At 64.6% G+C, this 15,452-nt stretch carries 17 protein-coding genes; all 17 read right to left on the bottom strand.

All coding sequences use genetic code 11. The features are described from left to right. The 17 genes from GAU_RS10085 to smpB all read right to left on the bottom strand — a co-directional run bounded on the left by GAU_RS10085 (position 1) and on the right by smpB (position 15,341). The gene (locus GAU_RS10085; protein ID WP_012683454.1) at positions 1-1,113 is read right to left on the bottom strand and encodes a DegT/DnrJ/EryC1/StrS family aminotransferase; all 1,113 of its coding nucleotides are present in this window, start codon (positions 1,111-1,113) and stop codon (positions 1-3) included. A 33-nt stretch (positions 1,114-1,146) separates the two neighbouring features. Then, on the bottom strand, positions 1,147-2,208 hold the full coding sequence (locus GAU_RS10090; RefSeq protein ID WP_012683455.1) for a Gfo/Idh/MocA family protein: 1,062 nt from the start codon (positions 2,206-2,208) through the stop codon (positions 1,147-1,149). Beyond that, the gene (locus tag GAU_RS10095) at positions 2,205-2,798 is read right to left on the bottom strand and encodes a DapH/DapD/GlmU-related protein (protein WP_041266375.1); all 594 of its coding nucleotides are present in this window, start codon (positions 2,796-2,798) and stop codon (positions 2,205-2,207) included. The genes GAU_RS10090 and GAU_RS10095 overlap by 4 nt, the downstream gene beginning before the upstream one ends. A gap of 83 nt (positions 2,799-2,881) precedes the next feature. Then, positions 2,882-6,166, bottom strand: a complete 3,285-nt coding sequence (gene carB / locus GAU_RS10100; protein ID WP_012683457.1) for a carbamoyl-phosphate synthase large subunit — start codon at positions 6,164-6,166, stop codon at positions 2,882-2,884. Continuing rightward, entirely contained in the window at positions 6,150-7,145 is a 996-nt protein-coding gene (locus GAU_RS10105) for a GDP-mannose 4,6-dehydratase (RefSeq protein ID WP_012683458.1), read from the bottom strand. Before GAU_RS10105 ends, carB begins: the two co-directional genes overlap by 17 nt. Positions 7,146-7,159: 14 nt before the next feature. Further along, positions 7,160-8,125: a GDP-mannose 4,6-dehydratase gene (gmd, locus tag GAU_RS10110; RefSeq protein WP_012683459.1), complete on the bottom strand. Its 966-nt coding sequence runs from the start codon at positions 8,123-8,125 to the stop codon at positions 7,160-7,162. Between the two features lie 96 nt (positions 8,126-8,221). Beyond that, positions 8,222-8,443, bottom strand: coding sequence for a 50S ribosomal protein L28 (rpmB, locus tag GAU_RS10115; protein ID WP_012683460.1), 222 nt, complete (start codon positions 8,441-8,443; stop codon positions 8,222-8,224). Between the two features lie 11 nt (positions 8,444-8,454). Continuing rightward, positions 8,455-8,811: a 50S ribosomal protein L17 gene (gene rplQ / locus GAU_RS10120; RefSeq protein ID WP_012683461.1), complete on the bottom strand. Its 357-nt coding sequence runs from the start codon at positions 8,809-8,811 to the stop codon at positions 8,455-8,457. Between the two features lie 6 nt (positions 8,812-8,817). Continuing rightward, the gene (locus GAU_RS10125; protein WP_012683462.1) at positions 8,818-9,891 is read right to left on the bottom strand and encodes a DNA-directed RNA polymerase subunit alpha; all 1,074 of its coding nucleotides are present in this window, start codon (positions 9,889-9,891) and stop codon (positions 8,818-8,820) included. A gap of 111 nt (positions 9,892-10,002) precedes the next feature. Continuing rightward, complete coding sequence (gene rpsD, locus GAU_RS10130; RefSeq protein ID WP_012683463.1) at positions 10,003-10,638, bottom strand: 30S ribosomal protein S4; 636 nt, start codon at positions 10,636-10,638, stop codon at positions 10,003-10,005. A gap of 2 nt (positions 10,639-10,640) precedes the next feature. After that, entirely contained in the window at positions 10,641-11,018 is a 378-nt protein-coding gene (gene rpsK / locus GAU_RS10135) for a 30S ribosomal protein S11 (RefSeq protein ID WP_012683464.1), read from the bottom strand. A 3-nt stretch (positions 11,019-11,021) separates the two neighbouring features. Next, positions 11,022-11,399: a 30S ribosomal protein S13 gene (gene rpsM, locus GAU_RS10140; protein ID WP_012683465.1), complete on the bottom strand. Its 378-nt coding sequence runs from the start codon at positions 11,397-11,399 to the stop codon at positions 11,022-11,024. 14 nt (positions 11,400-11,413) lie between these two features. Then, complete coding sequence (gene rpmJ, locus GAU_RS21850; protein WP_012683466.1) at positions 11,414-11,530, bottom strand: 50S ribosomal protein L36; 117 nt, start codon at positions 11,528-11,530, stop codon at positions 11,414-11,416. A 271-nt stretch (positions 11,531-11,801) separates the two neighbouring features. Further along, entirely contained in the window at positions 11,802-12,545 is a 744-nt protein-coding gene (gene pyrF / locus GAU_RS10145) for an orotidine-5'-phosphate decarboxylase (RefSeq protein WP_012683467.1), read from the bottom strand. Next, positions 12,542-13,552, bottom strand: a complete 1,011-nt coding sequence (locus tag GAU_RS10150; protein ID WP_052574363.1) for a dihydroorotate dehydrogenase — start codon at positions 13,550-13,552, stop codon at positions 12,542-12,544. The genes pyrF and GAU_RS10150 overlap by 4 nt, the downstream gene beginning before the upstream one ends. After that, positions 13,549-14,868 carry an N-acetylmuramoyl-L-alanine amidase family protein gene (locus GAU_RS20785; protein ID WP_012683469.1) on the bottom strand — a complete coding sequence of 440 codons (1,320 nt, stop codon included), beginning with the start codon at positions 14,866-14,868 and terminating at the stop codon, positions 13,549-13,551. The genes GAU_RS10150 and GAU_RS20785 overlap by 4 nt, the downstream gene beginning before the upstream one ends. A gap of 2 nt (positions 14,869-14,870) precedes the next feature. Further along, on the bottom strand, positions 14,871-15,341 hold the full coding sequence (smpB, locus tag GAU_RS10160; RefSeq protein ID WP_012683470.1) for an SsrA-binding protein SmpB: 471 nt from the start codon (positions 15,339-15,341) through the stop codon (positions 14,871-14,873). Positions 15,342-15,452 lie beyond the last annotated feature (111 nt).

Genomic DNA, 15,452 nt, shown 5'->3' on the forward strand with positions numbered 1-15,452 from the left:
TCACCGACCGAAGAAGGCGCGGACTGCCTGGATCACTTCATCGAGCTGCGCCGTGGCCAGTTCGGGATAGATCGGCAAGGAGAGCACTTCGTGCGCGGCACGTTCCGATTCCGGACACTGTCCTTCCCGGTAGCCCAGGTAGGCAAAACACGGCTGCAGATGCAACGGCAGCGGATAGTAGACGTTCGAGCCAATCCCGTGCGCCTTGAGATGCTGCTGGAGCGCATCGCGCTGCGGGACACGGATGGTGTACTGGTTGTAGATCGACGTATTGGCGGGGTCGATATACGGCGTGGTGACATCCGCCACGTCGGCAAACGCGGCGTCATAGTACGCGGCGTTCCGACGACGGCCGGCGCTCCACCCTTCGAGATGGGGCAACTTGGCCCGCAGCACCGCGGCCTGCAGCGTATCGAGGCGGCTGTTGTAGCCGACAATCTCGTGGAAGTAGGTCTTCCGACCACCGTGCGTGCGCAGCTTCATGAGCAGGTCGAACAGTACGTCGTCCTGCGTGACGGCCATGCCGCCATCCCCATACCCGCCAAGATTCTTGGAGGGGAAGAAGCTGAACGTGCCGATCGCGGCCGCCTCACCAGCCATGACCCGCTTGCCGTCGATGATGCGGCTCGCACCAATGGTCTGGGCCGCATCTTCGATCACCGGGCATGCCCCAGCCGCAGCGATCACCTGCTCGATGGCCGCCATCTGTCCGAACAGGTCGACCGCAATCACGGCCTTCGTTTTGGCGCCCACCGCGGCACCCACCGCGGCCGGATCGATGTTGAACGTGCGCGGGTCGATGTCGACGAATACCGGACGGGCGCCGACGTTGTGCACGGCTCCCGCGGTGGCGAAGAAGGTGAACGGGGTGGTCACCACTTCGTCGCCGGGCGTCACGCCCAATGCCCGCAGCGCGAGCAGCAACGCGTCAGTGCCATTCGCGCACCCCACGGCATAGCGGGACTGCGACAGCGCTGCCACCTCGCGCTCCAGGTCACTGACCGGTTCGCCGAGGATGAACGCCTGTGAATCCACCACGGCCATCAGGGCAGCGACAACATCTTCCCGGATGGTCGCGTGCTGGGCCTTGAGATCAAGAAGAGGAACGGCCATGGCTGCAGGAATGAAAAGGTCGGACGATGATGTTCAGATGTTCACACGCAGCGGCAGCGGGACATCGCGTCCCGTCTTCGCTGACTCGTAGATCCCCAGAATCAGTTCGAGCGACTTGCGGCCGGCCCGTCCATCCGTGTCCGGACGAGCTTCGCCTCGCAGCACTGACACCACATTGCGGTAGTACCCTTCGTGACCAAATCCGTACACACTGGTCGGGTTGGTGTTCGACTGCTCGACGTACTTGTCGTCATCGTCGTAGTCGGAAAACTGCCAATGTTCGACCTTGTTCACGGCGGTCCCGCCGATCTTGACGGTGCCCTTCTCTCCCAGGATCGTGATCGAGCCTTCGAGATTCTTCGGGTACGTGAGCATCGTGACTTCAATGGTCCCGATCGCGCCGGAGCGGAACTTGAGCACCGCGACGCCGGAGTCTTCCGCTTCGATACGACGAGCCAGCGTGGCGGTCTTGGCCATCACACTCTCCACGGGGCCTACCAGCCATTGCACCAGGTCGACGTAGTGTGACGCCTGATTCATGAACGCGCCGCCATCGAACTCCCACGTCCCGCGCCACGGCGCCTGATCGTAGTAGTCCTGTGGACGGGTCCAACGCACGGTGCAGTTGGCCATGTAGATGCGCCCGAACCGGCCACTGTCGATCGCGCGCTTGAGCAGCACGATCGGCGGATTGAGGCGATTCTGCTTCACGACAAACAGATGCACATGGTGATCATCGCAGGCCTGCACCAGCGCATCGGCCGACGCGAGCGAGATGGCCATGGGCTTCTCACTGATCACGTGACGACCCGCCTTCGCCGCCAGAATCCCGTGCTGCGGATGCAGACCACTCGGTGTGGCCACCACCACCACGTCACTCGGCACGTCGGCCAGCATCTGCTCGAGGCTCTGGAACCACGGCACGCCCGCCGCCCGACCCGCCTGCTCCGCGCGTTCGGCCACCGTATCGGCCACCGCGACCAACTGGAGGTCGGGAATCTTGGCGATCGCATCGAAGTGATTGCGACTGATGCGTCCGCAGCCGACCAACGACACACGAATCGGCGTTCCCGCCGGCACGATCTGCTCCGTCACTGCTGCTCCTCCAGGCGCACGACCACGTCGCCCCGACGTTCGTACAGCGTTCCCGTCCCTTCGCAGCGCAGCGTCTCGACACCGTCCGCACCGGACGCCGCCGACACGGGCACCAGACGATGCCCGGCTTCCGACATCCAGCCGATGCGCTTCGCCGGCACGCCCGCCATGAGCGCGTAGTCAGACACGTCGCGGTTGATCACCGCACCGGCGCCAATGAACGCGTATCGGCCGATGGTGACCCCGCAGACGATGGTCGCGTTCGCGCCGATGCTGGCGCCACGACGAACCAGGGTGCGCCGGTACTCATCCTTGCGCGACACGGCACTGCGCGGGTTGTAGACGTTGGTGAATACCATGGAGGGACCACAAAACACGTCGGCCTCGAGCTCCACGCCTTCATACAACGACACGTTGTTCTGGATCTTCGCGTTGTCGCCGATGGTGACCTTGTTCATCACCACCACGTTCTGGCCGAGTGAGCAGCGCGCACCGACCACCGCTCCGCCGAGCACGTGCGCAAAATGCCACACGCGCGACCCGGCACCGATCACCGCACCGTCATCAACGTACGCGGATTCGTGTACCATGGCTCCTTCGCCCAGCACAACCGCCGCACCGACATGCCCTTCGCCGGCGCGTGCGATCATTCCGGGGATGATACCCGTGGCGCTCACGCGACTCCGGCCGGCTGGGTGGATCCAGCCGTCGCCGACTCCACGGCACCGGGCGCGCGAAGAATCTCGTGCCACTCCTGCAACGAGCGCACCACCGGCTCTCGTGTACGGCGGGCCGCAATGGCTTCGAAGGCCGCGCTGGCTGCCGTCAACGTGGTGGTGTAGGGCAAACGATTGGCGATGGCCGCCTGACGCAACTTCTCGTCGTCGACCTGCGCGTGTTTACCGAGAGGGGTATTCACGAGCAACTGCACTTCGCCGTTGAGGATCTTGTCCACGCCATGCGGGCGCCCTTCGTGCACTTTGAGCACGCTGGTGACCGGAATCCCCTGCTCGCGGAAGAACGCCGCCGTGCCGCTGGTCGCCATGATCGAAAAACCGATCGAATGGAACTTCCCGGCCAACGATGCTGCCGTGGGCTTGTCGCCATCGGACACAGTGAAAAACACCGTGCCCTCACGCGGCAAGGCATTGTCGGCGGCCAACTGCGATTTCATGAACGCCGCGCCAAAGTCGTCGTCGATGCCCATGACTTCACCCGTCGAGCGCATCTCCGGACCCAACACCGGATCGAACTCGCGGAACTTGTTGAACGGGAACACCGCTTCCTTCACGCTGATGTACGGCGGAATGATTTCCTGCGTGAATCCCACCTCGGCGAGCGTTTCGCCCAGCATCAAGCGTGCTGCCACTGAAGGCAACGACACGCCGATCGCCTTCGACACAAACGGTGCCGTGCGGGACGCACGTGGGTTCACCTCGATCACGTACACCTGGCCGTCCTTGTAGGCGTACTGCACGTTGATCAGCCCCACCACACCGAGCCGCTTCGCAAACGCGATCGTGTGTTCTTTCATCTGCGCCACGGCGGCCGCAGGAATGAGATACGGCGGCAGGATACACGCGGAATCACCGGAGTGAATGCCGGCGCTCTCGATATGTTCCATCACCGCACCGATCACCACATCCGTACCATCGGACAGTGCATCGACATCGGCTTCGAAGGCGTCTTCGAGGAACCGGTCCACCAGCACGGGCCGTTCTTCGCTGACCCGTGCGGCGCGCTCGAAGTAGTCGCGCAGCGACACCTCGTCGTGCACGATCTCCATGGCCCGACCGCCCAGCACATACGACGGCCGCACCAACACCGGAAACCCGATACGCTGCGCAATCGTCACGGCTTCGTCCACACTCGTGGCGGTGCCGTTGGCCGGCTGTTCGATGCCCAGCTCACGGGCAATCGCTTCGAAACGCCGGCGATCTTCAGCCGCATCGATGGCGTCCGGCGACGTGCCCAGGATCTTCACCCCGGCCGCTTCGAGTGGACGCGTGAGCTTGAGCGGCGTCTGGCCGCCCAGTTGCACGATCACCCCTTCCGGCTGTTCGCGATGCACGATCTCGAGGACGTCTTCGAGTGACAGCGGCTCGAAGTACAACTTGTCCGAGATATCAAAGTCGGTGGAGACCGTCTCGGGGTTGGAGTTCACCATGATGGTCTCGTACCCCTGCTCCCGCAGCGCCAACACAGCGCGCACGCAGCAGTAGTCGAACTCCACGCCCTGTCCAATGCGGTTCGGTCCCGATCCGAGGATCACGACCTTCTTGCGTCCCTCCGTGGCGGCTTCGCTTTCTTCGTCGTAGTTGCCGTACAGGTACGGCGTGCTCGACGGAAACTCGCCCGCGCAGGTGTCGATCATCTTGTACGATGGGCGCACACCCAGCGCCCACCGTTCGGCGCGCGCATCGCTCTCCGACTGGCCACGCAACGCACCCAACTGCCGATCCGAGAAGCCAAGCCGCTTCATGCGACGCATCGACACCGCGTCCACGCCGGTCAGCTTTTCATACCACTGCTCGGCGTCGATCAGTTCGCGCAACTGGTCGAGGAACCACGGATCGATGGCCGTGATCTCGTACAGCTCCTTGGTATCCATGCCCAGCAGCATGGCGCGCTTGAGCTGGAAGATGCGTTCCGGTGTGGGACGACGAAGCGCGCCACGCAGCTCTTCCTTCGAGCCCTCGGTCAGACGGTCATCTTGCAGACGCTCGGCAATCGTCCAGCCGGAGCGACCCGTTTCGAGGGCACGCAGCGCCTTCTGGAACGCCTCCTTGAACGTGCGCCCGATCGCCATCGACTCACCCACAGACTTCATCTGCGTGGTGAGACCGGGATCAGAGCTCACGAACTTCTCGAACGCAAAGCGCGGGCACTTCACGATGACGTAGTCGAGTACCGGCTCGAAGCTCGCCGGCGTCGTCTTCGTGATGTCGTTCGGTACTTCATCGAGCGTATAGCCCACCGCGAGCTTGGCGCCGATGCGGGCAATCGGGAAACCCGTAGCCTTCGACGCGAGCGCCGAAGAGCGCGAGACGCGCGGGTTCATCTCGATGACGATCAGTTCACCGTTGGTGGGGTTCACGGCAAACTGGATGTTGCAACCGCCGGCATCCACACCGATCTCACGAATGATCGCCACGGCCGCATCACGCATGACCTGATACTCCCGGTCCGTGAGCGTCATCGCCGGCGCCACCGTGATGGAATCGCCCGTGTGCACGCCCATCGGATCGAGGTTTTCGATCGAACAGACAATCACCACGTTGTCCGCACAGTCGCGCATCACTTCGAGTTCGTACTCCTTCCAGCCGAGCAGCGAACGTTCGATCAACACCGAGTGCACCGGCGACAGATCGAGCCCACGACGCACGATGGTTTCGAACTCTTCGCGGTTGTAGGCAATGCCACCGCCCGTGCCGCCCAGCGTGAACGACGGGCGGATGATGGCGGGGAACCCGGTCTCTTCCACGGCCGACAATGCTTCTTCGAGTGAGGTGACCGTGCGCCCCGTTGGGCAGCGCAGACCGATCTTCTCCATGGCCTCACCGAACAGCTTGCGATCTTCCGCCACACGAATGGCGCGCGCGTTGGCGCCGATCAATTCGCAGCCGTACTTCGCCAGTACACCGCTGTCGTGCAATGCGAGCGCCACGTTCAGCGCGGTCTGTCCACCCATCGTGGGCAGCACCGCATCCGGACGCTCCTTGGCGATCACCTTCTCGACGAATTCCGGCGTCACCGGTTCCACGTACGTGCGATCCGCAAACTCCGGATCGGTCATGATCGTGGCCGGATTGGAGTTCACGAGAATGACTTCGTAACCCTCCTCACGAAGGGCCTTGATGGCCTGTGTTCCGGAATAATCGAACTCAGCAGCCTGACCGATCACGATCGGCCCAGAGCCAATCACGAGAATCCGGTGCAGGTCAGAACGTCTCGGCATGGAACAGATCGTCGATGATGTCGTCGAGAGAACGCGTGGCGCGCCAACCCGTGGCGCGCTGCAGCTTCCGCGGATCCCCGATCAAAGCGGGGACATCAACAGGTCGCACCAGTGAAGGATCCTCGGTGGGTACGGCGCGGATCCCTGCTCGCGCCACTACCCGATCGAGAACTTCACGCACCGACCATCCGGTGCCGCTGGCCACGTTGTACGCCTCACCCGGCGTACCCTGTCGACAGAGGGAAATATACGCAGCCACCACGTCACAAACATGGAGGAAGTCGCGTATCGGCGAGAGGTTGCCCACCGGCATTGGCGTACCGGGTGCGGCGTCGGTCAGTCCCCGAGCACGCGCGACAAGTGCCGGCAGCAAAAATCGCGGCGGCTGCCCCGGTCCACTGTGGTTGAAGCTGCGTGCGACCATCGTGCGCAGCCCTGTGGCGCGCCAGCACTGGAAGGCCAGCACCTCCTGCGCCGCCTTGGTGGCCGCGTACACCGTGCGTGGTGCCTGTCGGGCGTCCTCACTGAGCAACGCGCCGTGGCTTGCATCACGTCCGTACTGCTCGGCACTTCCGGCGAGCAGAATCACCGGGTCGGCCCGGCCTTCCTGACGGATGCGGTCGAGGTGATGCAGGAGGCGCGCCGTGGCGGTGACGTTGATATCCCACGCCGCCGCCGGATCGGCCGCCGCCGTGGGCAGGTGCGAGATGGCGGCCAGGTGGATCACCACGTCCGGCGCGGCTTCGTCCACGACGCGCTGCACGAACCGGTCATCGCGCAGATCGCCAGATCGCCACTGAATACTCGTCGGCATGACCGGCACACCGCGACCGGCCGGCACGTCAGCGTCAGGGGTCATCGTCAGCCCAAAGACATCCGCCCCCTCAGCGGACAGGGCTGGCAACAGCCAACTGCCAACGAACCCCGACGCCCCGGTCACAAGGACACGGCGAAGCGGTCGGGGTTCGATAGGCGACATGAGTGCGTCGGGGGTCACCGCGCCGAGGCGTACCGCGCCAGATCCGCCTCCACCATCATGCGCACCAGCTCTGGAAATGCGACCTGCGGTGTCCAGCCCAACTGTTCACGGGCCTTGGTGGGATCGGCGACGAGCAGGTCCACTTCCGCAGGACGGAAGAAGCGCTCGTCCTGCACCACGAACTCACGATAGTCGAGCCCGACGGCGCCGAAGGCCGCATCGCAGAAGTCGCGCACGGAGTAGGTCTCTCCGGTGCCGATGACAAAATCATCGGGCGCATCCTGCTGCAGCATGCGCCACATCGCGTCGACATAGTCGCCGGCAAAGCCCCAATCACGACGGGCGTCGAGATTACCAAGACGCAGTTCGCGCTGCAGACCGAGCTTGATGCGCGCCACCCCGTCGGAGATTTTGCGCGTGACAAACTCGAGGCCACGTCGCGGCGACTCGTGATTGAACAGGATGCCGGACACCGCGAAGAGGTTGAAGCTCTCGCGATAGTTCACCGTGATCCAGTGTGCGTACACCTTGGCCACGCCATACGGCGAACGGGGATAAAACGGCGTGCTCTCGCGCTGCGGTGTTTCCACCACCTTGCCAAACTGCTCGCTCGAACTGGCCTGGTAGAAGCGCGCTTCCGGCGCCGCCTTGCGCAGCGCTTCCAGCATGCGGGTCACGCCCAGCGCGGTGAACTCGCCGGTCAGCACGGGCTGATTCCACGAGGTCTGCACAAAACTCTGGGCCGCGAGATTGTAGATCTCGTCGGGGCGGGTGGCCTGCACGACGTCGGTCAGCGACGTCTGGTCGAGCAGGTCGGCAGACGCGAGTTCGATACGATCGACGAGGTGCGCGATGCGTTCGTACGGGGTGGTCGACGAGCGACGTACCACGCCAACGACACGATATCCCTTCGCGAGCAACAGCTCAGCGAGGTAGGAGCCATCCTGTCCGGTGATACCGGTAATGAGCGCAGTCTTCACGCGGTGAGAGCGGTGTGGGTCAGGAAAGGGGCAGATAGGCAAAACGGGGAGCATCGCAACGCGCGAGCTCCCCGCTTGTACACCGGACCACAAGAATCAGGCGACGGCGACCTGGCCGCGCGGCGCGCGCTGCACCTTGCCTGCCGCGAGGCAGCGGGTGCACACCTTGACCTTGATGATCTTGCCCGCTTCGAGCGTACGCACGACCTGGAGGTTCGGCTTCCAGGTGCGGCGGGTCTTGTTGTTCGCGTGCGAGACGTTGTTGCCGAACGCAACACCCTTGTCGCAGTGGTAGCAGCGATTGCGATTGATAGCCATGGGTGTCGTTCTCAGCTGAGGATCAGTTCGATCCGCGCCATCTCTGCACCGTCACCCTTGCGGTGGCCGGTCTTGAGAATGCGCGTGTAGCCGCCCGGGCGTGTTGCGAACGCAGGGCCAAGCTCCTGAAAGAGCTTGTCTGCTGCTTCACGCTTGTGGACATGCTTGCCAGCGAGCCGACGCGCATGGAGCGTGCCGGTGCGGGCCTTGGTGATAAGCTTCTCGACGAACGGGCGGAGCTCCTTGGCCTTGGCCTCGGTCGTCTCGATCGCTCCCTGCTCGATGAGCGAGGTCGCGAGATTGCGGAGCAGCGCGAGGCGCTGCTCACTGGTCCGCCGGAGCTGGCGGTTGGCCTTACGATGGCGCATGGGAGATCAATCCTCGTCGTCGTCTTCGTCGGGCGCATTTTCGGCAGCGCGGCTGGGCGGGGTGCCCATGTCGAGGATGCGGACACCATCCGCACTCTCTTCGTAGCGCATACCAAAATTGAGCCCTTCCTTCTCGAGCAGCGCGGCGATTTCCTGCAAGGACTTCTTACCGAAGTTCTTGACCTGAAGGATTTGCGCCTCGGTCTGGCGAACCAGATCGCCGAGCGAGCGGATGTTGGAGTTTTTCAGGGAGTTGACCGAACGAACCGAGAGTTCGAGATCGTCGATCGGGGTACGGAACAACTCGGCGAGACGGATGGCGTCGCTGTTGGCGCCGTCACCGGCCGTACCGGGCTGCGCGGACGCGGAGGAACCAAAGCCCACGAAGTACTGGAAGTGGGTCTGGGCCAGCGCGGCGGCGTAGCTCACCGCTTCCTCGGGCGACATCGTGCCGTTGGTTTCGACGGTAAGCGTCAGGCGGTCGTAGTCGGTCCGCTGTCCGACGCGAGTTTCCGCGACGGTGAAGTTGACACGACGGACCGGGCTGTAGATGGCATCGATACGGACCACGTCGACCGAAAGGTTCTTGTCGGCGGGGTGCTGGTCGCTCTCGATGTATCCACGACCCTTGTTCACGTAGAGCTCGATGTTGAAATCGCGCTCGCCGGTGATCGTGAAGATGTGATGTGACGGATCGATGATCCGCACACCGCCCGTCGCGATGATGTCTGCGGCGGTGACGGTACCCGGGCCGGACTTGCTGATGCGGAGCACGGTCTGCTCCACTTCATCGGGCAGCGCGAGCGTCAGCGTCTTCAGGTTGCCGATGATCTGGTGCACGTCTTCCACGACGCCGCCGATGGTCTGGTGCTCATGCACCACGCCATCGATACGGAACGCCCACACGGCGGAGCCACGCAGCGACGACAGGAGCAGTCGGCGCATCGCGTTGCCCAGCGTGTGTCCGAAGCCGCGTTCGAGCGGCTGCAGACGGAATTCGGCCAGATTGGGACTGTCCTCGCGCTTGGTCGCTTCGACAAGCTGCGGGCGGACAAGCCCTGAAAGATCGATCGTTGCCATGATATCGTGAGATTGAGGTCACGCTGGTGCACAGCATCAGTGCACCAGCGACGCGCTGCCCCGCCCCGAACGCGCGGCAGCCCCGTAGAGGGGTTCGGGCCCCGACCCTGCTTACTTCGAGTACAGTTCGACGACGAGCTGTTCCTGCGCGGCGAGCGGTACCGCCTGACGCTGCGGCTTCTCGAGCACGCGACCGGAGAACGACTCCTTGTCGACCGCGATCCACGAGAGCGACGCACCACGCGACGCCTGCTCCATCGCACCCTGCACGAGCACGAGCTCACGCGAGGACTGCTTGACGCGCACTTCTTCGCCCGGGCGCACCGCGTACGACGGGATGTCGAGCTGGCGACCCTTCACTTCGATGTGGCGGTGGCGGATGAGCTGACGCGCGGCCTTGCGGCTCGGCGCGAAACCCATGCGGAACACCACGTTATCGAGGCGCGTTTCGAGCGCGGCCACCAGGTTGTGACCGGTGATACCGGCCTGCGTGGCGACCTTGTCGAACGTGTTGCGGAACTGCTTCTCGGACACGCCATAGATGCGCTTGATCTTCTGCTTCTCGCGCAACTGCTTGGCGTATTCCGACATCTTCTTGCGGCGGGCCGTGGCCTGGCCATGCTGGCCGGGCGCATACGGGCGACGATCGATGGCGCACTTTTCCGTGAAGCACTTGGTGCCCTTGAGGAAAAGCTTGGCGCCTTCGCGGCGACACTGACGGCAGCTGGGTCCGGTATAGCGTGCCATGGTCAGACCCTCCGACGCTTGGGGGGACGGCAGCCGTTGTGCGGGATCGGCGTGACGTCACGGATGGACTTCACGGTGAGCCCTGCGGCGGCGAGCGCCTGGATGGCCGATTCACGACCGGAGCCCGGTCCCTGCACGCGCACATGCACGCGGCGCACGCCGAGCGTGAGCGCTTCGCGCGCGCACTGCTCGGACGCCACCGTGGCGGCGAACGGCGTGGACTTCTTGGACCCCTTGAAACCGGCCTTGCCGGCCGATCCCCACGACACCGCGTTGCCATGCATGTCGGTGATCGTGATGGTCGTGTTGTTGAACGTGGCGCTGACGTGGGCGATGCCTTCCGCCTCGACGACGCGCTTGGTCTTCTTCGCGGTAGCCATGGCTTACTTGGTCACCTTCTTCTTGCCCGCGATAGCGCGGCGCGGCCCCTTCTTGGTGCGCGCGTTGGTGTGCGTGCGCTGCCCGCGCACGGGGAGGCCGCGGCGATGACGCGTCCCACGATACGAACCGATGTCCATCAGGCGCTTGATGTTCATCGCAACTTCGGTGCGCAGGGCACCCTCGACGCGATGATTGCGCTCAATTTCCTGACGGAGCTTGTTCAGGTCGTTGTCGTTCAGGTCGCGAACGCGCTGCGCGCTCGACACACCGGAGGCTTCGAGGATCTTCTGGGCCGTCTTGCGGCCGATCCCGAAGATATAAGTCAGGCCGATCTCCACCTTCTTCTCACGCGGGAGATCAACACCAGCGATACGTGCCATATGTGCGCTTCCCCTCAGCCCTGACGCTGCTTGTGCTTCGGGTTGCGCTTGCAGATGATGCGAGTCACGCCCTGTCGCTTCACGACCTTGCAGTGCTCACAGATCGGCTTCACGCTGCTGCGAACTTTCACGGGTCACCTCGGCGCTCATGCGCCGATGGAAGTCTCCCGCACCACCGAATCGGCGGCCGGCCGGACTCCCCATGCTTGTTCATCGCCCCTGAAGCATCGTTTCTCACGGAGCGACAAACGCTCCTTACGAAACCGATTCCGCGCACAGGCGAAGCAAAAGTGGCCAGCGGATTGGCCGAGGAAATCTCACCTTGGTATGGACGCAAAAAGCCCAAAACGAGGCAAGACCCGCAGCTTAGCGGAGTTAACCCCGCCTCGCAAGGGTGCCGGACTACCGTAAACTGGCGTGGACCTGACCCATCGCCGACACCGGATCCGCCGCCCCGGTCACCGCCCGACCCAGGATGAGCCAGCGCGCACCGGCCTCCGCCGCTGCCGCGGGTGTCATCACGCGGCGCTGATCGTGGGCGTCGCCGCCTGGGAGCCGAATGCCGGGGATGAGCAGCCCCAGCCGGTCACCATGGGCGCTCCGGACCGCCGCAGCCTCGTGACCCGAGCACACGATGCCAGCCCCGCCCTGCTCGGCCACCGTGCCCGCCAGTCGCAGTACTTCCTCCTGCACATCCACCGGGGCCGTCCGGCCCCAGGCCGCAGCGAGACCGTGGCTGTCGGTGCTGGTCAGCACCGTCACGCCCAGAATACCGCACCGGCCGTCCGGCGCACCCTCCTGCGCCCCCGCGACCGCCGCCGCGATCATCTCCGCGCCACCACTGGCGTGAATCGTGAGCAAGGACGCGCCATGGCGGGCCACACTTCGCGCTGCCCCCCGGACCGTATTGGGAATGTCGTGCAGCTTGAGATCGACGAAGACCTCCTTGCCCTGTGCGCGGAGCCAGGCCACGATCGCCGGCCCCTCGGCGGCGAACAGCTCGAGTCCCACCTTGTAGAAGCCGCACGCGTCTCCCAACTGGTGCACCACGGCTTCGGCGCCCATCCGATCCGGCACATCCAGCGCCACGATCGGAATGACCGTCTGAGATCGCGCGGAGGTCGAAGAAGAGCTTTCGGCTGTCACGAGGGCCACTGCAGAGTTCCGATCAAGGTCGTGATGTCGCGTACCCCTTCGCGGTCGCACCACCGCTGGAGCTGTCGCACAATGCGTTCTGGTGCGCGCGGATCGCGCAACGCGGCCGTCCCGACGCCCACCAGCGACGCACCGGCCATCAGGTATTGCAGCGCGTCGTCGCCGGTACTGATCCCACCGAGCCCGATCAACGGCACCGTCGGCAGTGCGCGACTGACCCGCCAGGTGGCCAGCAATCCCACCGGCAGCAAGGCCGGACCACTGACCCCACCACTGCCAAAGCTCAGCTTGGGGCGGCGGCGGTCGGTGTCGATGACGGTGCCCGGCATGGTATTCACGAGCGTCAGCCCGGTCGCGCCAGCGTCCACCGCCACCCGGGCGGTGTCGGCGATGGCCGCGCCCAGCGTGGGCGAAAGCTTCACAAAAATCGGCCGCTTGGTGGCGCCGCGGGCCGCGGACACCAACGCATGCAGCGCCTGTGGATCCGCACCAAACTCCAGCCCCCCTGCCTTCACATTCGGGCAGCTCACGTTCAGCTCAAACGCATCCACGCCCGGCACGTCATCGAGGCCACGCACCACGGTGGCAAAATCCTCGATGCTGTTGCCCACGACGTTCACGAACACCCGGGTGCCCGGATGATGAGCGGGGAGCCACGGCAAATAGTCGCGACGCACGGACTCGAGTCCGGGGTTGGCCAACCCGATCGCGTTCATCATGCCGCCCGCAAACTCGCTCACCCGCAGCGCCGGATTGCCGGGCCTCGGGGCCACGCTCACCGCCTTGGTGGAAATACCACCCACCGCCGACAGATCGAGCACATCCTCGAGCTCCTGCCCAAATCCGGCCGTTCCCGACGCCAGCACCACGGGGTTCCGGAACGCCAGGCCGGCCACGGAGACGCTGCCGGGCTTGGGGCCACCGCTGGTCAGGGGCGCCGCAGATCGGGCATCCGGTGGCGTGGCACTCACCACACTGGCTTGCAGGGTGCTCGTCACGGGGTGCTCACTTTGCGTTCGTATTCAGCCAGGTAGCGCACGATCGCGTCGGCCAGTGAGGCCGCCATCTCGGCCTGCTTTTCGGGACTGGTCATGTAGGCCGAGTCGTTGGGATTACTGCCAAAGCCAATCTCGACCAGGACCGCCGGCATGAAGGCGGTGACGAGCACGACGAACCCCGCCTGCTTCACTCCGCGGTTGACGCCCGGATGCACCGCCTTGAGGCCGCCCTGCACCAACTGCGCGAGGCGACCCGATTCCCGGAGGTGTTCGTTCTGGGCCATGTCCCGGATGATGAATCCCAGTGGATCATCCCGGCTCGCATCGGCCGTGGTCTCGAATCGGATGGATTCGTTTTCCATGGCGGCCACGCGGCGCTCGTCCTCCGTCTTGGCCTCGGCGAGAAAGTACGTCTCGTATCCGCGGGCCCCGCCGGGATTCTTCCAGCGGGGATTGGCGGCATTGACGTGAATGGACGCGAACACATCACCCTTCGCCTGATTCGCGATGCGCCCACGATCGCCGAGGGAGATGAGCGTGTCCGTGGTGCGTGTCATGACCACTTTGACATTCCGCTGCTCGAGCGCCTTGGCGAGCTGCTTGGACACGGCCAGCGTGATGTTCTTCTCGTAGATCTTGCGCGGCGCACCGATAGGGCCGGACATGCCATTGTCGGGTCCACCGTGTCCGGCGTCGACCACGACGACGTGCTGCCGCGCGCCACCACCGGGCGAGGTGGTGGTCACCCGCGGCGAGGGCGGCGCATTCGGTGCTGGTGCGCTGCCGGCGGTACTGGCCGCCGTACTGGCCGCCGTACTGGCGGGAGGTTGCTGCCGAGTGGGCGTCGCACGGGCTGGTGCGGGTTCGGTGCGCGCTCGTGCCGCGACCACCGCAGCAAACCGCCGCAACTCCCCCTTGTCGGCATCGAACATCACCCCCGCGCCGATGCGCGGCAGCACGTCCACGGCCAAGGTCAGGGGCACATACAACGCCGTTCCCAGACGATACACCCGTCCGGTCAGCGGCAGCGTGTCCCCCGCGACGATGGCCAACGTGCTACCCGCTTCCAGATCGAGTCCGGTCGTGCCCACTTCGAAGCGATAGCGTGCCGACGCGCGTTGGCTCACCACCTGACCACCAAGGGCCTCGGCCAGAGCGTCCGCTCGGACGGCGATACCTCCCTCCGGGTGCCGGACGGTGCTCACCGTACGCACCCGATCCCCCACGCGTACCGTGAGGGCCTGCGCAGGGGTCGCTGGGGCCGACGGGCCGGCGACCTGCAGGAGCAGCGCGAGGGAGGTCAGCGATACCAGCATCGTCAGCGGTGCCGCAGGGCGCGGGCGATCTCACGATCGGCGTCGCGGCGCTTGATGTCCTCGCGCCGATCATGCAATTGCTTGCCACGCGCGAGGGCGATGCGAGTCTTCACGCGACCGTCCTTGAAGTACAGGTCCAGTGGCACGAGGGTGAGCCCCTGTCGCTCGACCGCGCCAATGAGTCGACGAATTTCGCGCCGATGCAGCAACAGCTTCCGCGTGCGGGTGGGCTCATGGTTGAACATGTTGCCCTGGCCATAGGCACCGATATGCAGGTTCAGCAGAAAAACCTCGCTGTCCTTCACGATCCCGAAGGCATCGGTCAGGTTCGCGCGTCCATCACGCAGGGCCTTCACTTCGGTGCCGGTCAGCACGATGCCCGCTTCCCACGTCTCGAGAATCTCGTAGTCGTGTCGCGCACGCTTGTTCCGCGCAATCAGCTCGTTCTGTTCGTCGGTGTCCTTGGTTGCCATACGCGTGGTAACGTAATCGCTGGAGCGCTGTGAAGGCGGTCAAGGTGTGAGGATCACGATTTACGGCGTTGACTTCCGCGCCGCGGCTGGCCATTCTTCTCGCCCTGCCGC

It is taken from the genome of Gemmatimonas aurantiaca T-27, assembly GCF_000010305.1.
Classification (GTDB): domain Bacteria; phylum Gemmatimonadota; class Gemmatimonadetes; order Gemmatimonadales; family Gemmatimonadaceae; genus Gemmatimonas; species Gemmatimonas aurantiaca.